Origin of the sequence: Micromonospora sp. NPDC049679, assembly GCF_040659735.1 — a bacterium.
In the GTDB taxonomy this organism is placed as follows: domain Bacteria; phylum Actinomycetota; class Actinomycetes; order Mycobacteriales; family Micromonosporaceae; genus Micromonospora_I.
Genome location: NZ_JBFANZ010000009.1, coordinates 1 through 22,889, shown reverse-complemented (window position 1 = coordinate 22,889; position 22,889 = coordinate 1). Strand labels below are relative to the sequence as shown.

Genomic DNA, 22,889 nt, shown 5'->3' with positions numbered 1-22,889 from the left:
CCGGGGCGGTCAGGGGGCGAACGGGTCGGGACGCCGCTCGAGGAGGCGGTGCAGCGCCTGCTGGATCGTCTCGCGCACCTGGTCGGAGAGGTTGAAGACGACCATCGGATCGTCCGCCTGGTCCATCAGGTCCGCGGTGGGGATCGGTGGACAGAACTGGATCAGCCACTTGCTCGGCAACGGCACGATCCCGAGCGGCCCCAACCAGGGGAACGTGGGCGTGACCGGGAAATAGGGCAGGCCGAGCAGTCGGGCCAGCGGCTTGACGTCGGCGAGCATCGGGTAGATCTCCTCGGCGCCGACGATCGCCACGGGAATGATGGGAGTGCCGGTGCGCAGCGCCGCCGAGACGAAACCACCCCGGCCGAAGCGCTGCAGCTTGTATCGCTGCGAATAGTGCTTGCCGACGCCCTTGAAACCCTCCGGAAAGACGCCGACGAGCGCGCCGTCGCCGAGCAGCCGCTCCGCGTCCGGGTTGCAGGCGACCGTGCCGCCGGACTTGCGCGCCAACTCCGATACGACCGGCATCCGGAAAACCAGGTCGGCGCCGAGCAACCGCAGATGACGCCGCTCAGGATGCCGGTCGTGCAGCGCCGCCGAGAGCATCAGGGCATCCAACGCCACCGTGCCGGAGTGGTTCCCCACGACCAGCCCCGCCCCGTTCCTCGGCAGGTTCTCCACCCCGAACACCTCGGTGCGGAACCAGTCGCGGTAGAGCAGTCGGAGAATCGGATGGAACACGTGCTCGCTCAGGTCGGCGTCGAAGCCGAACTCGTCCACCTCGTACTGGCCGGCGAGACGGCGCCGCAGGAACGCGAGCCCCGACGCGATCCGCCGGTCCCAGACGTCGCCCGGCTGGTCGGCCACGGCCGGATCGATCGGCGGCGCCGGCCGCTGCCCGTTGCGCGATGCGCCGTCGGCGATGGCGTCGCCGGGATTGGCCGGAGGGAGGACGATCCGCTTGCCGTTGACCGGCGGCGAGCCGTCCCGGGCGGTGTTGTCCGAACGCGGCCCGCGTCGCGGTTCCGCACCTCGCTCGCTCATGATCGCTCCTCGACCGCGGCCCGAACCCGACGGATTCCGTCGAGGATCGCCTGTTCGGCCGCCGCGAGTTGATCGGCGCGCACGACCGTCCCGCCAGCGTGTCCGCTGATGAAGTCGTCGAAGGCCGCGGCGGTGGAGCGCGGGGTGAATCCGTACTCGTTGATCAGCCTGGTGGTGTCGACGACGCGGCCGTGCACGAAGAGGTCGACCTGGTCGAACCCGTAGCGCCCGACGCTGAGGCTGCGGGCGAACCCGGCGGCAGCCGAGAGCCCCGGCTCGAGAACGGGCACGGCGACCCGACCCGCGCGCCGGATGGCCTGGGACAGCGCCAGCACCCCGGCGCCCGCCACGTTGTAGGTGCCGCCATGCTCCTCGGTCACCGACCGGTGCAGCACCTCGAGCGCGTCATCGACGTGCACGAACTGCAGCCGGGGGTCACGGCCGAGCACGGTCGGCACGACCGGCTGGGCGAAGTAGCGGGTCAACGTCGTGTCGATCGTCGATCCGACGAACGGTGCGAAGCGCAGCACGGTGGCGGTGATCTCGGGACGGCGGCGGCGGAAGCCGCGCACGTACCCCTCGATGTCGAGGATGTCGCGGGCGAACCCGCCGCGCGGCACCTCACGCGGCTCGGTCTCCTCGGTGAAGACCGCGGGGTCGCGGAACGAGGCGCCGTACGCCGCGGTGGACGACCTGATCACCAGCTTGCGCAGCCGCGGCGCCTGCTGACAGGCGGCGAGAAGCTGCATCGTGCCGATGACGTTCTGCTCTTTCATCGCCGTCCGGCCACCGTGCTGCTGATCGGGAGCGGTGAGCACGGCCAGGTGGACGACGGCCTCGGCGTGCAGGTCGGCGATGATCGTGCTCGCCGATCCGAGGTCGGCGAGCACCCGCTCGACACCGCCGAGCAGAGCCACGAGCTCGGGCCCGGGTTCGACCGCATCGACGCCGACGACCCGACGGATTCGCGGGTCGGCGGCGAGCCGGGCGGCGACCCGCGCCCCGAGGGGCCGGCTGATGCCGGTGACGACGACGGTCCCCGGAGCGTCCGGGGACCGGTCGACGGTCAACGTCTCCCCCCGGCGGACCGGCATGGACCGAGGCAGAGGTGCCGCGATCTCATATGGGCCTCCGGGGGTCGACAGGAAGTCGGCAGTTCGCGGGCCGGGTCAGCGCCCGGCCGCGCTCACTTGCCGAGACGGCGACGCTGGACGCGGGTCTTGCGCAGCAGCTTGCGGTGCTTCTTCTTGGCCATACGCTTGCGGCGCTTCTTGACCACAGAGCCCATACGACAGCCCTTTCAACGAACGTGCGGGTCGGACCGGAAGTCACGGTGACGTGACGCCGGCAACCGATCTGGACAGCGGACCGGACCCGCATGGGGGCGTGGAACCACCCGGGGTGTGGTCACGGTCGGGCTCCAGGGTAGCCCGACCGTCTCATCAGCACCAACGCGACCCCATGGACCTCAGTCACCATGTGCGGCCGGGCCGGGTCGCCGTTCGCGTTCCGCGGACCGGCCGTCAGGCCGACTCCTGGAACGCCCCCCGCAGATATTCGTGCACCGCGCGCTCCGGCACCCGAAACGACCGCCCGACCCGCACCGCGGTGAGCTCACCGGAGTGCACCAGGCGGTAAACGGTCATCTTCGACACCCGCATCACGGTCGCCACCTCGGCGACCGTGAGGAACTTGACCTCCGACAGCCTGCCCTCGGACTGTGGTGATCCGGTCATGGCTCACCGACCCATCCCATCCCCGGCACGTGCCGCCCGACGGGATGCTTCCGCGCCGAAGCGGGCAACGCGCGTGTTACCAGTACGGTAGCGGTGCCGCTGTGACCGCCGCGACGCGTTCGGCTACTTGATCACGATCAGTCAAGTCGCCACACCGCGGCGCTCCGCCCCGGTCAGGTGCGCGGAAGGGGTACGGCCTGCGGCGTCCGGTGGTCCCGGCGGCACCACCGGAACCACCGGACGGGAGCCCCGAAACGCTTCCGGACGCGCACGGGGCTCCGCACTGGGAGCACGCCCACTATCTCAGGTCTGTGCCGCGCGGCCGGCACGGCCGTCGCCGTCTACCCGGCGGCCGCGCGGACGTACGTCACACAATCGTCGTGCAGCGCCGGCCATTCCTCACCGAACACCTGCCGGGCCACCTCGTCCAGCGTCCGCCCGCCGTGTACCACCGCCTTGAAGAAGGCCAGCACCTGCCGCTCACCGAAGCGGTCGACAAGATGGCGGACGGCGAGGTAACCCACCCCGTACCGGGCGGCCACCTCCCCGGCGTCGGCCGCGGCTGAGGGTTCGGCCGTGTTCAGCCGACCGTTCCATCGGCTCGTCCGGAGCAACCCGCGCAGTTCGGTGAGACCGTCGTACCGGCTCACCGGTCGGCCGCCGGCGCCCGCCAGCTCGGCCACCCCCTCGACCAGCCACCAGGTGGCGCCGTCGCGGTAGCCCCGCCCCGGCAGTGAGGCGGCGTGCGTCATCTCGTGTCGGAGCAGATCCCCGACGAGCGTGCTGTGGAGCCGGTCGCCGTTGAGCACCACCTCGTAGTGGTTCCCCCCGACCGGCACCGCGTAGCCTGCCGTCCACCCCGGACGATCGCCGCCGTACCACCGCTCCCACTCCGTCCGGCCCGCGTAGAAGACGCGGTACCGGTCCGGGGGCGAGCCCTCGGCGGCGTAGCGATCGGCGACCGCCGCCGCCTGCTCGGCCTCCTTCAGCAGCCCGGCGAGGCGCGACCGGTGCGCCGGGGTCGTCGCGACCAGCGTGCGTGCCCCGACGGCGACGACCAGGTCGCTCGCCTCCCAGGGCCGCGGCCCGTCCTGTCCGGATACCGAGGGTTCGACCGCGACCATGCGCAGTTGTCCCGCCGCGGCGACCCAGCGGCTCCCCTGCACGACGGGGCCGGTACGGCAGGAGGGCAGCACGAAGCAGTGCTCGTAGCTCGCCAGCGTCCGCCACTCGACGCCACCTTGGCCGTTCTCGATCCGCACCGGCGCAGTGCTGATCTGCGGTTTCCAGGCGGTCACCTGCATGGCCCGCAGCGAGTGGTACTGCCGTTTCAGGTCGGCGGCGGCGGGCGACGCCGGATCGGCCACCGCGAGAAACCCGCGCTCGTCGCCGCGGAGCAGGGCGGCGGCCTGCTGGTTGAGGAGCTCGCCGATCCGCTCGCCCAGCCAGGCCTGCGTGACTGAGCCAGGGTCACCGGGGTGGGGGCTGCGCGCCGGGAGGGGGGTGCCCCTGCCGGCGGCGAACGCGGGAACGGGCAGCCGGTCGGCATAGGTCACCGCCAGCCCGGCCAGGATGGCGCAGGCGAGCAGCGTCGACACCAGGCCGAGCCAGAGTCGGCACCGCCGGCCGGGCGGCCGGCCACCTTCCCCGTCGGTCACTGCCGGAGGGTACGACCCGCCACCCACCGACGGAATCCGCCGTTCAGCCGGATGCGCTACTTCTTGGAGCTCAACGCACGGGCGAAGAACGTCAGGTTGGCGGGGCGCTCGGCGAGGCGGCGCATCAGGTAGCCGTACCACTGGCCTCCGTAGGGCACGTAAACCCGCACCGTGTAGCCCTCGCCGGCCAGCCGGGCGTGCTCCTCCGGCCGGATCCCGTAGAGCATCTGGAACTCGAACTCCTCCGGCGCGCGGTCGAACCACCGCGCCCGGTCCGCCCCGATCGTGATCAGTCGCGGGTCGTGGGTGGCGAGCATCGGATAGCCCTCGCCGGACATGAGGATGTTCATGCACCGCACGTACGACTTGTCGACCTCCAGCGCCGACTGGAACGCCACCGACTCCGGCTCCTTGTAGGCGCCCTTGCAGAGCCGCACCCGCGAACCGGCGGTGGCGAGCTCGCGGCAGTCCGCCTCGGTGCGGCGCAGATAGGCCTGGAGCACCGCGCCCGTGGTCGGGAAGTCGGTGCGCAGCTTGGTCAGGATGTCGAGGGTGGAGTCGGTGGTGGTGTGGTCCTCCATGTCGAGGGTCACCGTGGTCCCGACCTCGCTCGCGGCGCGGCAGATCGACTGCGCGTAGTCGTACGCCAGTTGGTCGTCGAACTTCTGGCCGAGCGCGGAGAGCTTGACGCTCACGTCGGCGCCCGCGGAGAGACCGGCGGCGGAGAGCGCGCCGAGCAGGGTGACGTATTCGTCCCGGACGGCGGTGGCCTGCTCGGGGATGACGGTGTCCTCGCCGAGATGGTCGAGGGTCACCGCCAGACCGCCGGCGGCGAGCTCGCGGGTTGCGCGCAGCGCGTCGTCGGTGGTGGCGCCGGCGACGAACCGGCGTACGACGTCCCGGCTGAACGGCGCCGTCGCGACGAGCCGCTCGACCCGGGATGACCGGGCGGCGGCGAGAATGACCGATCGGAGCATGAGGCGAGCCTAGCGCCCGCCACCCGCGCCGACCTGCGGGCGGTCAGGGCGGCGCGTGCCACGGTGGCGGGGCTCCGTGCTCTGGGAGCTCTATCCCGATCACCCGCTTCCTACCGCACTATGTGAATCCCCAAGACGGTGCATGAATCGTCTACGGTTGTCGGGTGAACTTCGATGCGTACGCGCGGACCGCCGTTGACCTCGTCAACGCTCCGCTGGACGACCTCGACGACCTGAAGGCGATCTTCACCGAAGACAACGCCTGGATGCGCGAGGAAATCGCCGACCGCGACGTGGCAACCTTCCGACGCGCGCAGAAACGCCTCCGGGACGTCTTCGAGTACGGCACCTCGGGCCGCGACGGCGACGCGGTGACCGAGCTCAACACACTGTTGGAAGCCTTCCCGGTGCAGCCACGCATCTCCGGGCACGACGCCAGCGACTGGCACATGCACGTCACCAGCCGGGGCGCCTCGGTCAGCGCCGAATACCTGGCGGGCGCCGTCTGGGGACTGTCGGTGTGGCTCTGCGAATACGGCAGCGCACGGTTCGGGGTCTGCGCCGACGACCGCTGCGGCAACGTCTACCTCGACACCTCGTCCAACTGCTGCCGCCGCTTCTGCTCCGAACGCTGCGCGACGCGGTCGCACGTGGCGGCGCACCGCGCGCGCAAGCGGGCCGCCGAGGAGCAGACCCTCACCGCCGTCTCCTGACGAACCGCGGCGCGCCCGCGTATCAGGGAACGCGGCGGTGCGGCCGGGAAGGCTCCGGCGCGGCGGGAACAGCGTCCGCGCGGCCGGAACTGGCCCTAGCGGACGGGGGCGGGGGCGGCGAGGTGCTGCCGGGCGAACTCCAGCGCGGCGCGCAGGTCCGCCTCGCGTACCGCCCGGCTCTTGGCGCCCCGGGTCGCGACCTCGACCGCGACCGCGCCGGTGAAGCCCCGACCGGCCAGCGAGGCGAGCAGTTCGGCGCAGGGCTGACTGCCGCGCCCCGGCACCAGGTGCTCATCACGCCCCTCACCGGTGCCGTCGCCGAGATGCACATGGGCCAGCCCGGCGCCCATCGCGTCCGCCATCTCCAGGGCATCGCTGCGCGAGGCCGCGCAGTGCGACAGATCGAGGGTGTAGGAGTCGTAGCCGGTGTCGGTGGGATTCCACCCCGGCACGTAGGGCACGAACTGCCGGCCGGCCATCCGCACCGGGTACATGTTCTCCACCGCGAACCGCACGTCCGGGTGGTGCGCCACCAGCCGGCTCAGCCCGGTCGCGAAGGACCGCGCGTAGTCGCGCTGCCAGGTGAACGGCGGGTGCACCACGACGGTCGGGGCACCCAGCGTCTCGGCGAGCACCGCGGCCCGCCGCAGCCGCTCCCACGGGTCGGGGCTCCACACCCGCTGCGTCACGAGCAGGCACGGCGCGTGAACGGAGAGAACGGGCACCCCGTAGTGGTCGGCGAGGCCGCGCAGCGCACCCGCGTCCTGGCTGACCGCGTCGGTCCAGACCATCACCTCGACGCCGTCGTAACCCAGGGTCGCGGCCATCTCGAAGGCCGCCGCCGTCGGCTCGGGGAAGACCGATGAACTGGACAGGAGGACCGGGACTCGGGAAGTCACGTGTGCCAGGGTAGCCCCACCCCGCGAAGCCCACCGGGACGAGCTGCCTCAAATCCACCTTATCTGCGGGTCAGGTCACGTCCCCTCGAGATGGTCCAGCCGCTGCAGAATCACCCCTTCGCGCAGCGCCCACGGACAGATCTCGAGGGTGTCCACGTCGAGCCGGCGCATCGCCGCCTCGGCCACCACCGCCCCGGCGAGCAGCTGGTCCGCCCGGCTCGCGCTCACCCCTTCCAGCTCGGAGAGCTGGCCCGGTGGAATGTGCCGGATAAAGCCGATCACCTGCCGCAGCCCGGTGCGGGTCAGGGTGCGCCGCACCCAGAGCCCGGCGCCCGACGGGGCCGCCCCGGCGAGCCGGGCCAGGGTCCGGAACGTCTTCGAACTGGCCACCGCGCGGTCCCAATCCACGCCGACGATCTTCTCCACCACCGGATCGAGCGTCGCGTCGACGTACTCCCGGAGCTCCTCGACCGCCCGCGCCGGCGGCGGCCCGGCGGTGGCCGGGCCCGCGGCGCGCAGCCGGCGGGTCAGCCGGCCGGCGCCCAACGGCACCGAGAGTGCGAGCTGCGGCTCCTCGTCGATGCCGGCGGCGATCTCCAGCGAGCCACCCCCGATGTCGAGGGCCAGCAGCCGCCCCGCGGACCAGCCGAACCAGCGGCGCACCGCGAGGAACGTCATCCGCGCCTCGTCCGCGCCCGAGAGCACCTGCAGGTGCACGCCGGTCTCGGCGCGGACCCGGGCCAGCACCTCGGCGGAGTTCGTCGCGTCGCGGACCGCCGAGGTGGCGAAGGCGATCAGGTCGGCGGCCTGCAGCCGGGCTGCCGCCTCCTTGGCGTTGGCGACCGACTCCACCAGCGCGTCCGCGCCGGCATCGCTGAGCTCGCCCTCCCGTCCGATCTGCTCGGCAAGGCGCAGCACCGCCTTCTCCGAATGGGCGGGCCACGGATGCGCGCCGTGATGGGCGTCCACCACCAGAAGGTGGACGGTGTTCGAACCGACATCGAGGACACCCAGTCGCATGGACAGAACCCTAGGCCAGCCGACCGGCGCCGCCACGTTCATCGGCCACGCCAGTCGTGTCCGGCGTACGCTGGCCGGGTGGTAAGCCGTGACGAGCTACGCGTACTGGTCGAAGAGCCCGATGAACCCCGCAGTCGGGAGGTTTCCCTTGATTTCCCCCGTGAATGGGTCGAATTCCTCGATCCCGCTGACGAGAAGCACCTGATCCGCGCGGATCTCACCTGGCTGCTCTCCCGGTGGACCTGCGTATTCGGCAAGGCGTGCCACGGCATCGTCCCCGGCCGCGCGGCCGACGGTTGCTGCTCGCACGGCGCGTTCTTCACCGACTCCGACGACGAGCAGCGGGTCCGTTCCGCCGCCAAGCGGTTGACTCCGGAGACGTGGCAGCACTACCGGCGCGGGTTCAAGAAGTACACGGAGCTGGACTCGATCGACGGGAAGAACCCGGCGCGCCGCACCGCCACCCAGTCCGACGACGGCCCCTGCGTCTTCCTCAACGACGCGAACTTCACCGGCGGGGGCGGGTGCGCGCTGCACGCCCAGGCTCTGCGCGACGGCGTGCATCCGTTGGAGTACAAGCCGGACGTCTGCTGGCAGTTGCCGGTCCGCCGCGACCAGGAATGGAGCAAGCGGCCGGACGGGACGAAGGTGCTGGTCTCGACGTTGACCGAGTTCGACCGCCGCGGCTGGGGCGCGGGCGGTCACGATCTGCACTGGTGGTGCACCTCTGCGCCCGAGGCGCATGTCGGGCGCGAAGCGCTGTACGTGTCGTACGAACCGGAGCTGACCGCCCTGATCGGCAAGACGGCGTACGGCAAGCTCGCCGAGCTCTGCGCAGCGCGGGCCCGGCGCGGTCTCGTGGCGCCGCATCCGGCGACGCCGCGGCGCACGCCCCCGCTCGCGCGCGGCGGCCGCGAGCCGGCCACGCCACCGCAGTCGTAACGCGAGGAAGGGCCCTTTGTCATGGCTTTCGCCGGACAAAGGGCCCTTCCTTCGTCTGTCACGGCTCGAACTTGTAGCCCAGCCCGCGGACGGTGACGATGTGCCGCGGCGCGGACGGCTCCGGCTCGACCTTTGAGCGCAGCCGCTTCACGTGGACGTCGAGCGTCTTCGTGTCGCCGACGTAGTCGGCGCCCCAGACGCGGTCGATGAGCTGGCCCCGGGTCAGCACCCGGCCCGCGTTGCGCAGCAGGATCTCCAGCAGTTCGAACTCCTTGAGCGGCAACTGCACCGCGTCGCCGCCCACGGTCACCACGTGCCGGTCGACGTCCATCCGGACCGGGCCGGCGGCCAGCGTCGGCGCGTCGTCCTCCGCGATCTCCGGCGTCTGACGCCGCAGCACGGCCCTGATCCGGGCGACCAGCTCGCGCGGCGAGTACGGCTTGGTGACGTAGTCGTCGGCGCCGAGCTCCAGGCCGACCACCTTGTCGATCTCGCTGTCGCGGGCGGTGACCATGATGATCGGCACCCGCGAACGCTGGCGCAGCTCCCGGCAGACCTCGGTGCCGGACATCTCCGGCAGCATCAGGTCGAGCAGCACGATGTCCGCACCGGTCCGGTCGAACTCGGTGAGCGCCTCGGTCCCGGTCGCCGCGACCGATACCTCGAAACCCTCCTTGCGGAGCATGTAGGAGAGGGCGTCCGAGAACGACTCCTCGTCTTCGACCACGAGCACGCGGGCCAACTGTTTTTCCTTCCTTCCCGTGTTCGGCCTGATGGCTCAGGTCTGCGGAAGCCCGGCCGGGCCGGATTCGATCTCATCGGACGACGATGACGGCAGGGCTGCGTCGGGCCGGATGACGGGCAACCGCAGGGTGAACGTCGACCCTCCACCCAGCCTGCTCGACACGTCCACCCGACCGCCATGGTTGGTGGCGATGTGCTTGACGATCGCGAGCCCGAGCCCCGTGCCGCCGGTGCTGCGCGAGCGGGCCTGGTCGGCGCGGTAGAACCGTTCGAAGATCCGGTCGACGTCGTCCGGGGCGATGCCGATGCCCTGGTCGGTGACCGCGATCGTGACGTACCGCTCGTCCCGACCGATACCCAGGGTGACCCGGGTCTCCTCCGCGGAATAGGTGATCGCGTTCGACACCAGGTTGGCCACCGCCGTCGCGATCTGGCCGTCGTTGCCGTAGACGGTCAGCCCGCGCTGCCCCTCCATGGCGACCACGATGCCGCGAGCGCTGGCGGCGGTGCGGGTGCGGTCGATCACTTCGGCCGTCACCCAGTCGACGGAGACCGGCTCGGGCACCGGCAACGGTTCCGCGCCCTGCAGCCGGGTCAGTTCCAGCAGTTCGGTGACGAGTCTGCCCAGCCGGTTGGACTCGTGGTGGATCCGTTCGGCGAAGCGCCGGGCCGCGGCGACGTCCTCGGACGGGTCGGCGACCGCGCTGGCCGGATCGGTCGCGTCGAGCAACGCCTCGGCGAGGAGTTGCAGCGCGCCGATCGGGGTCTTCAGTTCGTGACTGACGTTGGCCACGAAGTCACGGCGTACGCGGGCGACGCGGTGCGCCTCCGTCACGTCGGCCGCCTCGATCGCGACGTGGTCGCCACCGAGCCCGACCGCTCGCAGGTGCACCCCGAGCGGGTCCTGCGCCCCGCCTTCGCGTCCCCGGGGCAGATCGAGCTCGACCTCCCGCCGCACGCCGGTGCGGCGCACCTGGCCGGCGAGGGTCCGGACGATCGGGTGCGCGGCGACGGTCCCCGGGGTCGCGCCGACCCGCAGCAGGCCCATCGCTCGGGCGGACGGGTTGACCAGGACCGGAACGTCGTCCTTGTCGAGCACCACGACACCCACCCGCAGGGAGTCGAGGCTCTTGCGGGCCAGGCCGGAGCGCAGGCCCTGCTGGTCCTCGGTGATCGCGAGCCTCCCCTTTGCCCGGCCTCCCACGAGGCGTGAGAGGCCACCGGCTGGTGTCGGGTGGCGGCGGCCGGGGTGGGCCATGATGAACCGTGCGACGGTGACCGTGGCGACCACGCCACCCACCGCACCCCCGGCTACGCCGGCCACGACCGCCCAGTCCACGTGGCGATCGTAGGGTCATTGTTAACCTGCCGACCGCCCAGAACTGGACAAAACAGGCCCGTGTCAGGGAAAGTTCACCGCGCGGCCCGGCACCGTTCACCGCAGTTCACCTTCGCGCCGTCCGGCGGCCCTACCGTGGTCCCGCACCTGCTCATAGTGGCCGTCGCGCTGGCGAAGCGTGGCGGCGCCACCAACTACAGGACGTGATGATGCGCGAGGAGTTCCGGGCCGAGCTACACACCGTCAGCCAACTGCTGGTGGACATGGCCGAAGCCGTCCGCGCGGCGATGCGCAAGGCGACGAAGGCGCTACTCACGGCCGACCGGCCGGCGGCGGAGTCGGTCATCGAGCGCGACGCGGAGGTGGACAGCCTCAACCGGCAGGTGGAGGAGCGGGTCTGCGACCTGCTCGCCCGACAGGCGCCGGTCGCCAAGGACCTGCGCGCCGTGGTGACCGCGCTGCACGTCGCCGCCGACCTGGAGCGGATGGGCGACCTCGCCGACCACGTGGCGAAGACCGCGTTGCGCCGGCACCCCCTGCCGGCCGTGCCGGCCGAGCTCCGCGGGGTCTTCACGGAGATGGGCGAGGTCGCCGACCGGATGGCGGAGAAGATCGGTGCGGTGCTCTCGAAGCCCGACGCGGCTCTCGCGGCCGAACTCGACCGCGACGACGACGCCATGGACGATCTGCACCGCGACCTGTTCGCGCTGCTGCTGAGCGACGACTGGCCGTACGGCGCGGAGACCGCGATCGACGGGGCGCTGCTCGGCCGCTTCTACGAGCGGTACGCCGACCACGCGGTCAACACCGGCGAGCACGTCGTCTATCTGATCACGGGCGAGACCCTCAACAACTGAGCGTCGACACGAAGGGGCCCCGCGAACGGGGCCCCTTCGTGTGCGTCAGCGTCCCTGGTTGGCCACGGCGGCCGCGGCTGCGGCGGCCGCCGCCGCGTCGAGATAGGTGCCGCCCGCCGTCACGGGACGCAGGTTGGCGTCGAGGTCGTAGCGGAGCGGAATGCCGGTCGGGATGTTGAGCTTGGCGATCGCCTCGTCGGAGATCCCGTCCAGGTGCTTCGCGAGGGCACGCAGCGAGTTGCCGTGCGCCGCGACCAGGACCGTCCGGCCGGCCAGCAGGTCCGGGACGACCTCGTCGTACCAGTACGGCAGCATCCGGGCGACGACGTCCTTGAGACACTCGGTGCGCGGCATCAGCTCGGGCGGAAGGGTGGCGTAGCGCGGGTCACCCGCCTGCGACCACTCGTCGTTGTCGTCGATCGCGGGCGGCGGGGTGTCGTACGACCGGCGCCAGAGCATGAACTGCTCCTCGCCGTACTGCTTCAGGGTCTCCTTCTTGTTCTTGCCCTGCAGCGCGCCGTAGTGCCGCTCGTTGAGCCGCCACGACCGGCGTACGGCGATCCAGTGCCGGTCCGCGGCGTGCAGCGCCAGCTCGCTGGTGCGGATCGCGCGTCGGAGCAGGCTGGTGTGCACCACGTCGGGCAGCAGATCGTGCTCGCGCAGCAGCTCCCCGCCGCGCCGGGCCTCGGCCTCACCCTTGGCGTTGAGGTCCACATCGACCCAGCCGGTGAAGAGGTTCTTGGCGTTCCACTCGCTCTCGCCGTGCCGCAGCAGCACCAACGTCCCCACAGTCATGTCCCTCATCCTGCCCGATGCGCCAACCGGCCCGACCGCGCGGCCCGACGTGACGACCACCACGTGGAAATCCGAGTGACCCGCGAGATGCCGGCCGATTAGGTTGTAAGGCGTTAGAGGGTTGTCGGTCATTACGAAGTCGAGGGGGCTCAGCGTGCGGACCGTACGGGGGTGGTTCCGGGACACGACGGGTGGTCTTCCGGCCACCTTCTGGTATCTCTGGACCGGGACGCTGATCAACCGGCTGGGCTCATTCATCCTCGTCTTCCTCGCCATCTACCTGACCACCGCGCGGGGCTTCTCAGCCGTGCAGGCCGGCCTGGTGATCGGGATGTGGGGTGCCGGCGGCGCTGTCGGCACGATGCTCGGCGGTGTGCTGGCCGACCGGTGGGGCCGGCGGCCGACCCTGCTCACCGCACACGTCGGCGCCGCCGCGATGATGCTCGCGCTCGGGTTCGCCGAGCGCCTGTGGCTCGTCGCCACCGGTGCCCTGCTGCTCGGCGCGTTCGCCGAGGCCGCACGCCCGGCTTTCTCCGCGATGATGATCGACGTCGTGCCGGAACGTGACCGGTTGCGTGCCTTCACCCTCAACTACTGGGCGATCAACCTGGGGTTCGCCTGCGCGGCCGTGCTGGCCGGACTCGCCGCCGAGCTCGACTACCTGCTCCTGTTCGTGGTGGACGCGACCACCACGCTGCTCACCGCGGCGATCATCTTCCTCAAGATCCGCGAGACGCGTCCGGCCCGCGCCGCCCGGTCCGGGAAAGCCACGGACACGGCCGACCGGGGCGGGCTGCGCGCCGTCTTCACCGACCGGGTCTTCCTCGGCTTCGTCGTGTTGAATCTGCTGACCGCGCTGGTCTTCCTGCAGCACATCTCGATGTTGCCGATCGCGATGGGCGAGGACCGGCTGCCGGCCTCCACCTACGGCTCGGTGATCGCGCTCAACGGCGTGATGATCGTCGTCGGGCAGCTCTTCATCCCCCGGCTGATCCGGGGCCGCAGCCGCTCCCACGTGCTCGCCCTCGCCGCAGTGATCTTCGGAGTCGGCTTCGGGCTGACCGCGGTCGCCGACAACGCCTGGCTGTACGCCCTGACCGTGGTGATCTGGACGCTCGGCGAGATGCTCAACTCGCCGTCCAACTCGACACTGATCGCCGAGCTCTCCCCGGCCGCCGTGCGTGGCCGCTACCAGGGCGTCATGTCCCTGTCCTGGTCGGTGGCGGGGTTCCTCGCACCGATCGCCGGCGGGTTTCTCCGGGACGGGGCCGGCGACTCCGCCCTCTGGCTGGCCTGCGGCGCGATCGGCGTCGTGGTGGCGGTCGGGCAGCTCATGTCCGGTCCGGCGCGGGAGCGCCGCGTGACCGAACTGCGCGCCGAGGCGCTCGCGACCGCGCTCAACCCCGGCCGGGACAGTGCCGGCCTGGACCCGGCCGCGCACATCCAGCAGAAGATCGCGCAGCCGGAGCCAGCGCGGCCCGCGCAGACCGCGGCGGTCACATCGCCGGCCGCCGCCGGGGCGGCGACCGCGCCCACCCGCACGCCGGCCGAGCTCGCCGGCGACCTGAGCCGAGTCGGGTGATCGGTCAAACCGTGGCGTGATCCCCGGTAGCTTCCTACGGTCGAGGGTCGAGCGAGCAACGGGAAACAACCTTCACTGGAGGATGCGTGCGCACCGTACGGACGTGGCTGCACGACACGGCCGGCGGACTCCCGGCGACCTACTGGTACCTCTGGTGCGGACTGCTGATCAACCGGGCCGGCGCGTTCGCGATGCTGTTCCTGTCGCTCTACCTGACCGACGTCCGGGGCGCCGGCAACGCGCTCGCCGGCTTGGTCGTCGGCGCGTACGGGATCGGCGGCGCCGCCGGCGTTCTCCTCGGTGGCGTCCTCGCCGACAGTTGGGGACGACGCGCCACGCTGCTCTGGTCGCACGCCGCGGCCGCCACGCTCATGGTGGCGATGGCGTTCGCCGGCAACCTGGCGACCATCGCCGTCCTGGCCGCGCTGATCGGGATCGTCCACTCCATGCCGGGCCCCGCCTTCGTCGCCGCGATCGTCGACATCGTGCCGGCGGATAAACGCTCCCGCGCGTTCAACCTGCAGTTCTGGGCGTTCAACCTGGGGATGGCGGCCGCCTCGTTCCTCGCCGGGCTGCTCGCCGAGGCGAGTTACCTGGCCCTGTTCCTGGTCGATGCGGCCGCCACGCTGGCCACCGCGCTCATCATCGCCGCCCGGGTGCCGGAGACGCTGGTCCGCGGGCCCCGGACCCCGCGTGTCCCGGGCATCGCCGCCCCGCCGGGACTACGTACGGCACTCACCGACCGCACGTTCGTTCTCTTCGTCGGGCTGACCTTCGTGCTCGCCGTGCTGACCGCACAGACCTCGACGATCATGCCCCTGGCGATGCGGGCGGACGGGCTGAGCTCGTCGGCGTACGGGATGGTGGTGGCGTCCGCCGGCGCGCTCATCGTGGTCGGTCAGCTCTTCGTGCCACGCCTGATCGACGGGCACCGCAAACACGTCGTGCTGGCCGTCTCGGCCGGGCTCCTCGCGGTCGGCTACGGCGCGCTCGCCGTCGCCGACCGGACCCCCGCCTACCTCGCGGCGGCGGTGGTCTGGACCGTCGGCTCGATGCTCGCCGCGCCGCCCAACGCCGAGATCAACGCGGAACTCGCGCCGGCCGCGCTGCGCGGCCGGTACCAGGCGGTCTTCTTCCTGACCTTCCCGCTCGCCGCGTTCATCGCCCCCGCTCTTGGTGGCGTGAGCCTGCAGTACCTCGGCGACTGGCACTGGATCGCCACCGCCGCTGTGGGTTTTCTCGCCGTCGGCGGCCACCTGCTCGCCGGACCGCGCCGGGAGCGACGCGTCGCGGCGATCCGGGCCGCCACCGGGACGCTGGACCGCGGCACCAAGACCGGACAGAAGATCCCGGAGACGGCCTGAGCGACCCGGCGGTCACCGGGCGCGGGCGGCCCACCGCGCCGCACGGCGTGGCGGAGCGGCCGGCTCACGGCGCGTCGATCACCACGCCCGCCGCGATGAGGGCCGCCACGTCAGGCACGCCCCAGTCGGTCAACACGGCGCGGCTGTGCTCGCCGGGGCGGGGCGGGGGGAGCGCCGGCAGGCCCGCCGGCGTCGCGGAGAAGCGCGGCGCGGGCGCGGGCTGTCGCACGCCATGCCCGTCCACGAACACCTCGCGCGCGGCGAGATGCGGATGCTCGGGCGCTTCGCGCATGGAGAGTACGGGCGCCACGCAGGCATCACTCTCCTCGAAGATCTCGACCCACGCGGCACGGGTGCGGGTGGCGATCCGGGTCGCGATCGCCTTGCGGAGCCGGGGCCACTGCGCCACATCGAGTTGCTCCGGCGCGTCGGCGCCGAGTCCGCCCAGCCGCTCGACGAACTCGGCGTAGAAGCGGGGCTCGAGCGGCCCGACGGCCAGGTGCCCGCCGTCCGCCGTCTCGTAGACGCTGTAGAAGGGGGCACCACCGTCGAGCAGGTTGGCGCCGCGCCGGTCCTGCCACTGTCCACCGTGGAGCAGTCCGTAGACCTGGGTGGCGAGGAGCGCGGCGCCGTCCACGATCGCCGCGTCCACCACCTGGCCGGTGCCGGTGCGCTCCGCCTGCCACAGCGCGGCGAGCACTCCGGCGGCGAGCAGCATCCCACCGCCGCCGTAGTCGCCGAGCAGATTCAGCGGCGGCACCGGCGCACCCGAACCCGGGCCGATCGCGTGGAGCACACCGGTCAGGGCCAGGTAGGTGAGGTCGTGGCCGGCGGTCTGCGCCAACGGTCCGTCCTGCCCCCAGCCGGTCATCCGCCCGTACACGAGCTTGGGATTGCGGGCGTGGCACGCGGCGGGGCCGATGCCCAGCCGCTCGGCGACGCCGGGCCGGAAGCCCTCGATCAGCACGTCGGCCCGGCTGGCCAGGGCGAGCAGGAGCCCGGCGGCGCGGGGGTGCTTGAGGTCGACCGCGACGGAACGCTTGCCGCGCCCCAACAGGTCGTGCCGCGGCTCGACCGGCAGGCCCGGACCGCCGGGACGGTCCACCCGGATCACCTCGGCCCCGAGGTCGGCGAGGAACATTCCGGCGAAGGGGGCAGGGCCGATGCCGGCGAGTTCGACGACGGTGAGGCCAGTCAGCGGTCCGGTCATGGCAGCAGACTCTAGGCGGCTCGCGGACCGACGGCGAGGGGCGACGCTCACCCCCGTAAGCGTCGCCCGCGCTCGCCGCCGGTTTCAGGTGGCCGCCGTCCCCCAACGGCCCAAGCGCCACCATTCCCCCGACACCGCGACTCGATTGCGAATCTGGACGATTCGCCGTTCCCCCGAACGTTTTTCGAGCGTGGCGCGTGCGGAACACGTTAGTTCTCCGGGGAATCAGCACACAAGCGTAGATCATGTACTGCCCGTCACATCGCTGACGCGTTTAGCGCATGTGGAACGTTGCGGCCGCCGGCTATTCGCGCTCAGGCGTCCTCACGCTCGGGCGACTCGATCCGGAAGAAGTTGCTCTGTCGACCGTCGGTTTTCTGCTCCTGATAAATGAAGTTGAGTCCGCGCTCGTCGAACGTCCGGAACCAGTCCTCCCAGGAGACCGGCCGCAGCCCACCTCCGTTGTAGCCGGGGAAATCGAACCGGAGCACGCTCGGCCGACCACGGTCGGCACCGGCGGTGGCCGGCGTCGCCCCGCGCGCCTCCCCCCAGCGCCGGATGACGTCGTGGTTGGTCGTCACCAGGCTGCGTCCGAGGCGCTCGGGTTCCTGGTCCGGCGAGGTGATCTGCTGCGCGTACTTCAGTGAGCGGGACGAACGCGGACCCGTGCGGACACCGCCGTCGCCGTCACGCCCCGCGCCTTTCTCCGGCGCGGTGCCCGCTCTCCCGTCCGGCGAGAACCCGCCGTCCTGTTGCAAGGTTCTGACCAGTGTTTTCACCAGATCGTCCTTGCGCAGTGCGGATGTGCCGCTCACGCCGCGTTCCCGCAACTGCGAGCGCAATTCGTCCACCCGGAGCCGGCCGACGTCGCTCTCTCTGATCGGCGGTGTATTCGGCGTCTGATTGCCCGGCTGGCTTGTTGTCGTGTGTGCGGCGTTACTGCCGCGACCCGACCGGTTTCGCTGAGCCATGGGTGCTCACGCTCCCTCGACAGTCCGTCCTCGGCAGGCGGCGAACCCGCTGTGGGACGTTTCCGCCGCTACCGCGAGCAATACCCGTCAGGGTCGGTCCAAACCCGTCCGCTCGGTGGCCGACGACTCGAACATGTGCGCGAAGGCCTGCAGATTCGCCAGCGACTCACCGCGCTTGACCCGCCACTCCCACTCGCGCCGGATAGCCGCGCCGAAGCCGATTTCGAGCATCGTGTCGAACGACTCGTCGGCATAGCTCAAGACGGCGCCCAGCAGTCGGTCCAGCTCGTCCTCGCTCACCCCGCCGAGCCCCAACCGACCGGTCAGGTAGACATCGCCCGCGGCGTCGGTCGAGAACGCCACGCCGTACATCCGGGCGTTGCGCTGCAGCAGCCACGACCACAGCTCCTCGCGACGCTCGTCCGGCTGCCGCATCACGAACGCCTCGACCCGCAGCGCGTGCTCGCCGACAATCAGGTTGCAGACGGTCTTGAGCTTGTGCGTGCCGGGCAGGGTGACCGCGTACGAGGTCTCCCCCGTCTTCTCCCAGCCCAGCTCACGCTCCGCGCAGACCGACTCGATCAGCGCGGCCACAGCCTCGCGCGGACTCACCACGCGCCGGCTCCGAGCGCGGCGGCGCCACCGGCCAACTCGGACGTGATCCTGTTCCGGTGATCTGTCACCGCCCCACGGTAAACGGCGAGCAGCCCATCGGCAGTGCGGGTCCAGGAGAAATTGCGGGCATGGGCGACCGCGCCCTGAGCGAGCTCAGCCCGGCGCGCCGGCGCGGCGAGCAGACCGCCGAGGACCCGGGCCCAGTCGACCGGGTCGTGCCCGTCGATGAGCACCCCGCTCGTCTGGTCCCGCACCGCGGTCACCAGGCCCCCGACGGCGGCCGCCACCACGGGGGTGCCACAGGCCTGCGCCTCGAGCGCGACCAGTCCGAAGGACTCGTTGTGCGAGGGGACGGCTACCAGATCGGCCGCCCGGTAGAGGGCGGCGAGGTCGTCACCGGTCTGCGGCGGCAGGAACCGGACCGCGTCGGAGACGCCGAGCGTCGCGGCGAGATCGATCAGCGCGGACGGGCGGTCGAGCCCGCTGCCGCTCGGGCCCCCCACGACGAGGAGGGTCATCTGCTCGGCGAGCCGGGGGTCCCGGGCGCGCAGCGCCGCGACGGCGTGCAGGAGCACGTCCGGGGCCTTGAGCGGCTGGATCCGCCCGACGAACACGACCACGTACCCCTGCTCGCGCAGGCCGAGCCGGCGGCGGGCGGCGAGCCGGGCCGCCGTCTCGCGACCGGCGGCGGCCGGCTGGAAACGATCCAGGTCCACACCCGGCTCCACCACCGCGACCCGCTCGGGGTCGGCGTCGTAGCTCGCCATCAGGTCATGTGCCTCGACCTGGGTGTTGGCGACCAGCCGGTCCGCCTCGGCGACCACCTGCTCCTCGCCGATGACCCGCGCCTTGGGTTCCGGGCGGTCCCCGGCGGCGAGCTGGGCGTTCTTCACCTTGGCCAGCGTGTGCGCGGTGTGCACGAGCGGCACGCCCCATCGCTCCTTGGCGAGCCAGCCGACCTGCCCGGACAGCCAGTAGTGCGAGTGGATCAGGTCGTAGAAGCCGGGAGCACGGGCCGCCTCGGCGCGGAGCACCCCCGTGGTGAAGGCACAGAGCTGGGCGGGGAGATCCTCCTTCGCCAACGGCTCCAGCGGACCCGAGATCACGTGCCGGACGTGCACGCCGGGCGCCATCTCCACGACGGGGGGCAGGCCACCGGCGGTGGCGCGGGTGAAGATCTCCACCTCGACGCCCGCCCGGGCCAGGCGTCGGGCCACCTCCACGATGTACACGTTCATCCCGCCGGCGTCGCCGGTGCCCGGCTGATCCAGTGGCGAGGTGTGTACGGAGAGTGTTGCGATGCGCCGCGGGGTGGGCCAGGACTGCGCGCGTCCAGGCCAGATCCGGCCGCTCTGCACATCCGCCACATTTGCTCCTTCCGCCATGACGGTAGAGGCCCGGGCTTCGGGCCGCGAAGGGACCGCGGCACAGTGGGCTTCCGGCAACAACCGTCAGACCGCGTCACATCTTCCCGATCACGAACCCGACTTGCATACGGGACGTGACCCACCTCTCTCCCGGTGCTGCCGCGAGGCTGGGAAAGAATGGCGGGATGACCCCCATCGCGATCGTCACCGGCGCTTCCAGCGGGATCGGCGCGGCCACCGCGCGCCGGCTGGCCACCGAGGGCTTCCACGTCGTCGCCGCGGCCCGCCGGGTGGAGCGGCTCACCGCCCTGGTCGCGGAGATCGCCGGGGCCGGCGGCACGGCCACCGCCGTACCCTGCGACGTGACGTCCGACGAGTCCGTGGCGGGGCTGGCCGACGCCGTCGCCGCGCTTCCCGGGCCGGTCACCCTGCTGGTGAACAACGCGGGCGGCGCGCGCGGACTGGACCCGGTGGCGTCCGGCTCCGTCGCCGACTGGCAGTGGATGTACGAGGTGAACGTCCTCGGCACGCTGCGCGTGACGCAGGCGCTGCTGCCGGCGCTCGACGCCTCGGGCGCCGGGACGGTCGTCGTGGTCAGCTCTACCGCCGGCTTCACCGTCTACGAGGGCGGCGGCGGCTACACCGCGGCGAAGCACGGGCAGACGGCGCTCACCGGCACGCTCCGGCTGGAACTGTCGGGCCGGCCGGTCCGGGTGATCGAGATCGATCCGGGGATGGTCCGCACCGACGAGTTCGGGCTGGTGCGCTTCGCCGGCGACGCGGGCCGGGCCGCGGCCGTCTACGAGGGCGTGGCGGAGCCCCTCGTCGCCGACGACGTCGCCGACTGCATCGCCTGGTGCGCCACCCGCCCCCACCACGTCAACGTGGACCGGCTGGTGGTCCGCCCGCTCGCGCAGGCGGCGCAGCACAAGGTGCACCGGGTGACCGCCGCCACCGCGGAATGATCCAGTGCCCCCTCCCGCGCCGCGTCGCCCACAGGGGGTCGTCACCCGGGGCACGACCAACCCCAACCGGCTCCGCCGGGTGGACAACTGGATCGCCGCGACCTGCCATGACGTAATCATCGACGCCCCCGATCCACTCGTGGTCGACCTCGGCTACGGCGCCACGCCGATCACCGCGATCGAGCTTCGGGCCCGGCTGGCCGGCGCCGTCCGCCCCGACGTCCGGGTGGTCGGGCTGGAGATCGATCCGGTACGCGTCGCCGCCGCGGCGCCCGCCGCCGACCCACCGTGGCTCACCTTCGCCCGCGGTGGTTTCGAGCTCGCCGGGCTGCGTCCGGTGCTCGTGCGGGCGTTCAACGTGCTGCGCCAGTACGACGAGGCGGAGGTGGCCGCGGCGTGGTCGACGATGACGTCCGCGCTGACGCCCGGCGGGCTGCTGGTCGAAGGCACCTGCGACGAGTTGGGTCGGGTCGCCTCCTGGGTGCTGCTCGACGCGTCGGGGCCGCGCACCCTCACCCTCGCCGCCAGGCTCTCGACGCTGGAGAGCCCCGCGGCGCTGGCCGAGCGGCTGCCCAAGGCGCTCATCCACCGCAACGTGCCCGGCGAGCCGGTGCACGGCCTGATCCGCGCGCTCGACGACGCCTGGCGTGCGGCCGCGCCGTACGCCACGTTCGGTCCCCGGCAACGGTGGCTGCGCGCCGTCGCCGCGCTCCGCGACGCGGGCTGGCCCGTGCTGGACCGCCCGGCGCGATGGCGGCTCGGTGAGCTGACCGTCCCCTGGCCGACTGTCGCCCCCGCCCCTCCACCGCGTTGATCATGGGGATACGCGCGACAATTGGGACTCACTGATCGCGCGTATGCCCATGATCAACGCGGTGGAGCGGGAGTTATCCACAGGGTGGGTGTGAGGGGGTGTGGGGGGTTCGGGAATCGACGACTATCGGCGTCGTGGCCGACTTCCCGTTCCCGCCGATCCCGGTGCCGATGCCGAACGAACTTCTCGGACTCGATCGCGTCCGCGCCGGCGTCCGACGCCGGGCTTTCGTCAGCGTCGCGCACAATCTCTGGGTGCCGGCGGAAGAGGCGCCGGCGGACACGGCGGAGTGGCTGCGGATGCTCATGACCGCCACCCCGGGAGCGTCGGCCGCGAGCCACGAGACGGCTGTCTGGTGGTACGGGCTACCGCCGCACCGCGACCACAACCCACGTCGCCCCCACGTCACCGTGCCACCCGGATACTGGCTGCAACGCAAGGACTTCGTGATCCACGTGGCGGCCCTACCGCCCGACGACTACTGGAACGTCCGCGCCCTGATGGTGACCTCGCCGGCGCGCACCTTCCTCGACATCGCGCGGGCCGGCGACCGGGAGCGACTGGTGATCGTCGGCGACGCGATGCTCAGGGCCCGTCTTGTCACACCGGAGGTGCTCCGCGAGCGGGTCGCGGCCGCACAGCGGGCTCGCGGGGTACGGATCGCCCGGGAACTGCTGCCCTTCCTCACCGATGCGGCCCAGTCCCCGCCGGAGAGCATTCTGCGGCTCCGGTTCCACGCCGCCGGCCTTCCGCCGGCCGTGCCGCAGTGCCCGGTCGAACTCGACAACTACATCGCGCACGCGGATCTCGGATGGCCCGAAGCCCGGGTCGCGCTGGAGTACGAGGGACGGCAACACGCGGCGAGGGATCAGTTCCTCCGCGACATCGACCGCTATTCCGCCTTCGCCGCGCGAGGCTGGCTTCTGCTGCGCGCCGGGTCCAGCGATCTGAGCGGTGGCAGCCGCGTCCTGATCGACCGCGTCGGTGCCGCGCTACGCAGTCGCGGCCTCTCCTGGTGATCCCTCCCGCCCCGCCCCGCCCCGCCCCGTCCCGTCCCGTCCCGTCCCGCCCCGCCCCGCCCCGCCCCGTTGATCATGGGGATACTCGCGACAGATCGGGCATCGCGATGGCGCGTTTGACCATGATCAACGAGAGGAGGGGGCAGGGAGGCCGGGGGGGGGCGGGGGCGGGAGGGCCCCATCGAGCCAGGTCAGCTCGGGCCCATCGACCTCGCCGGCGGCGGCGCCGAGGGCGGAGTGGGTGGCCCGGACACCCAA

The 22,889-nt window shown here is 71.9% G+C and carries 23 protein-coding genes; 8 read left to right on the top strand and 15 right to left on the bottom strand.

Annotated elements, in window-relative coordinates:
- Positions 1-9: 9 nt before the first annotated feature.
- From AB0J06_RS08290 to AB0J06_RS08265, 6 genes are all read right to left on the bottom strand, one after another.
- Entirely contained in the window at positions 10-1,044 is a 1,035-nt protein-coding gene (locus tag AB0J06_RS08290; RefSeq protein WP_357426038.1) for a lysophospholipid acyltransferase family protein, read from the bottom strand.
- Positions 1,041-2,138 carry an NAD-dependent epimerase/dehydratase family protein gene (locus AB0J06_RS08285; RefSeq protein WP_357426035.1) on the bottom strand — a complete coding sequence of 366 codons (1,098 nt, stop codon included), beginning with the start codon at positions 2,136-2,138 and terminating at the stop codon, positions 1,041-1,043. Before AB0J06_RS08285 ends, AB0J06_RS08290 begins: the two co-directional genes overlap by 4 nt.
- Before the next feature lie 92 nt (positions 2,139-2,230).
- Positions 2,231-2,332: an AURKAIP1/COX24 domain-containing protein gene (locus tag AB0J06_RS08280; protein WP_007465623.1), complete on the bottom strand. Its 102-nt coding sequence runs from the start codon at positions 2,330-2,332 to the stop codon at positions 2,231-2,233.
- A gap of 235 nt (positions 2,333-2,567) precedes the next feature.
- Complete coding sequence (locus AB0J06_RS08275) at positions 2,568-2,780, bottom strand: helix-turn-helix domain-containing protein (RefSeq protein WP_357426033.1); 213 nt, start codon at positions 2,778-2,780, stop codon at positions 2,568-2,570.
- A 341-nt stretch (positions 2,781-3,121) separates the two neighbouring features.
- Positions 3,122-4,438: a hypothetical protein gene (locus tag AB0J06_RS08270; protein ID WP_357426031.1), complete on the bottom strand. Its 1,317-nt coding sequence runs from the start codon at positions 4,436-4,438 to the stop codon at positions 3,122-3,124.
- A gap of 56 nt (positions 4,439-4,494) precedes the next feature.
- On the bottom strand, positions 4,495-5,415 hold the full coding sequence (locus AB0J06_RS08265; protein WP_357426029.1) for a proline dehydrogenase family protein: 921 nt from the start codon (positions 5,413-5,415) through the stop codon (positions 4,495-4,497).
- Positions 5,416-5,579: 164 nt separating this feature from the next.
- On the opposite strand from AB0J06_RS08265, the gene AB0J06_RS08260 reads away from it, so the two are divergent.
- On the top strand, positions 5,580-6,128 hold the full coding sequence (locus AB0J06_RS08260; protein WP_357426027.1) for a CGNR zinc finger domain-containing protein: 549 nt from the start codon (positions 5,580-5,582) through the stop codon (positions 6,126-6,128).
- A gap of 95 nt (positions 6,129-6,223) precedes the next feature.
- Here AB0J06_RS08260 and AB0J06_RS08255 read toward each other — a convergent pair whose 3' ends face one another.
- Together AB0J06_RS08255 and AB0J06_RS08250 are read right to left on the bottom strand one after the other, a co-directional pair.
- Positions 6,224-7,027 carry a sugar phosphate isomerase/epimerase gene (locus tag AB0J06_RS08255; protein ID WP_357426025.1) on the bottom strand — a complete coding sequence of 268 codons (804 nt, stop codon included), beginning with the start codon at positions 7,025-7,027 and terminating at the stop codon, positions 6,224-6,226.
- A 75-nt stretch (positions 7,028-7,102) separates the two neighbouring features.
- Positions 7,103-8,047 carry a Ppx/GppA phosphatase family protein gene (locus tag AB0J06_RS08250; RefSeq protein ID WP_357426023.1) on the bottom strand — a complete coding sequence of 315 codons (945 nt, stop codon included), beginning with the start codon at positions 8,045-8,047 and terminating at the stop codon, positions 7,103-7,105.
- 78 nt (positions 8,048-8,125) lie between these two features.
- Here AB0J06_RS08250 and AB0J06_RS08245 point away from each other — a divergent pair, with 78 nt between their 5' ends.
- Entirely contained in the window at positions 8,126-8,989 is an 864-nt protein-coding gene (locus AB0J06_RS08245; RefSeq protein ID WP_357426021.1) for a hypothetical protein, read from the top strand.
- 58 nt (positions 8,990-9,047) lie between these two features.
- Here AB0J06_RS08245 and AB0J06_RS08240 read toward each other — a convergent pair whose 3' ends face one another.
- Positions 9,048-9,731, bottom strand: a complete 684-nt coding sequence (locus tag AB0J06_RS08240) for a response regulator transcription factor (protein ID WP_357426019.1) — start codon at positions 9,729-9,731, stop codon at positions 9,048-9,050.
- 36 nt (positions 9,732-9,767) lie between these two features.
- Positions 9,768-11,072, bottom strand: a complete 1,305-nt coding sequence (locus tag AB0J06_RS08235; RefSeq protein ID WP_357426017.1) for an ATP-binding protein — start codon at positions 11,070-11,072, stop codon at positions 9,768-9,770.
- Between the two features lie 209 nt (positions 11,073-11,281).
- On the opposite strand from AB0J06_RS08235, the gene phoU reads away from it, so the two are divergent.
- Positions 11,282-11,929, top strand: coding sequence for a phosphate signaling complex protein PhoU (gene phoU / locus AB0J06_RS08230; protein WP_357426015.1), 648 nt, complete (start codon positions 11,282-11,284; stop codon positions 11,927-11,929).
- Positions 11,930-11,974: 45 nt separating this feature from the next.
- On the opposite strand, the gene AB0J06_RS08225 is transcribed toward phoU, so the two are convergent.
- Entirely contained in the window at positions 11,975-12,724 is a 750-nt protein-coding gene (locus AB0J06_RS08225; protein ID WP_357426013.1) for a phosphoglyceromutase, read from the bottom strand.
- Between the two features lie 154 nt (positions 12,725-12,878).
- Between AB0J06_RS08225 and AB0J06_RS08220 the strand changes: the two genes are divergently transcribed.
- Positions 12,879-14,306: an MFS transporter gene (locus AB0J06_RS08220; RefSeq protein ID WP_357426011.1), complete on the top strand. Its 1,428-nt coding sequence runs from the start codon at positions 12,879-12,881 to the stop codon at positions 14,304-14,306.
- An 86-nt stretch (positions 14,307-14,392) separates the two neighbouring features.
- Complete coding sequence (locus AB0J06_RS08215) at positions 14,393-15,670, top strand: MFS transporter (protein WP_357426009.1); 1,278 nt, start codon at positions 14,393-14,395, stop codon at positions 15,668-15,670.
- 64 nt (positions 15,671-15,734) lie between these two features.
- Here the strand turns inward: AB0J06_RS08215 and AB0J06_RS08210 are convergent, their stop codons facing one another.
- From AB0J06_RS08210 to mshA, 4 genes are all read right to left on the bottom strand, one after another.
- Positions 15,735-16,880, bottom strand: coding sequence for a CaiB/BaiF CoA-transferase family protein (locus tag AB0J06_RS08210; RefSeq protein ID WP_357426007.1), 1,146 nt, complete (start codon positions 16,878-16,880; stop codon positions 15,735-15,737).
- 314 nt (positions 16,881-17,194) lie between these two features.
- Complete coding sequence (locus AB0J06_RS08205) at positions 17,195-17,851, bottom strand: hypothetical protein (protein ID WP_357426005.1); 657 nt, start codon at positions 17,849-17,851, stop codon at positions 17,195-17,197.
- Positions 17,852-17,938: 87 nt separating this feature from the next.
- A complete protein-coding gene (locus tag AB0J06_RS08200) occupies positions 17,939-18,463 on the bottom strand; it encodes a YbjN domain-containing protein (RefSeq protein ID WP_357426241.1) in 525 nt (174 codons plus the stop codon).
- Positions 18,460-19,851, bottom strand: coding sequence for a D-inositol-3-phosphate glycosyltransferase (gene mshA / locus AB0J06_RS08195; RefSeq protein WP_357426003.1), 1,392 nt, complete (start codon positions 19,849-19,851; stop codon positions 18,460-18,462). Before mshA ends, AB0J06_RS08200 begins: the two co-directional genes overlap by 4 nt.
- A gap of 167 nt (positions 19,852-20,018) precedes the next feature.
- Between mshA and AB0J06_RS08190 the strand changes: the two genes are divergently transcribed.
- From AB0J06_RS08190 to AB0J06_RS08180, 3 genes are all read left to right on the top strand, one after another.
- Entirely contained in the window at positions 20,019-20,798 is a 780-nt protein-coding gene (locus AB0J06_RS08190; RefSeq protein ID WP_357426001.1) for an SDR family NAD(P)-dependent oxidoreductase, read from the top strand.
- 4 nt (positions 20,799-20,802) lie between these two features.
- Positions 20,803-21,612 (top strand): class I SAM-dependent methyltransferase, encoded by an 810-nt coding sequence (locus tag AB0J06_RS08185; protein WP_357425999.1) that lies wholly within the window; start codon positions 20,803-20,805, stop codon positions 21,610-21,612.
- Between the two features lie 134 nt (positions 21,613-21,746).
- Positions 21,747-22,631 carry a type IV toxin-antitoxin system AbiEi family antitoxin gene (locus AB0J06_RS08180; RefSeq protein ID WP_357425997.1) on the top strand — a complete coding sequence of 295 codons (885 nt, stop codon included), beginning with the start codon at positions 21,747-21,749 and terminating at the stop codon, positions 22,629-22,631.
- Positions 22,632-22,889 lie beyond the last annotated feature (258 nt).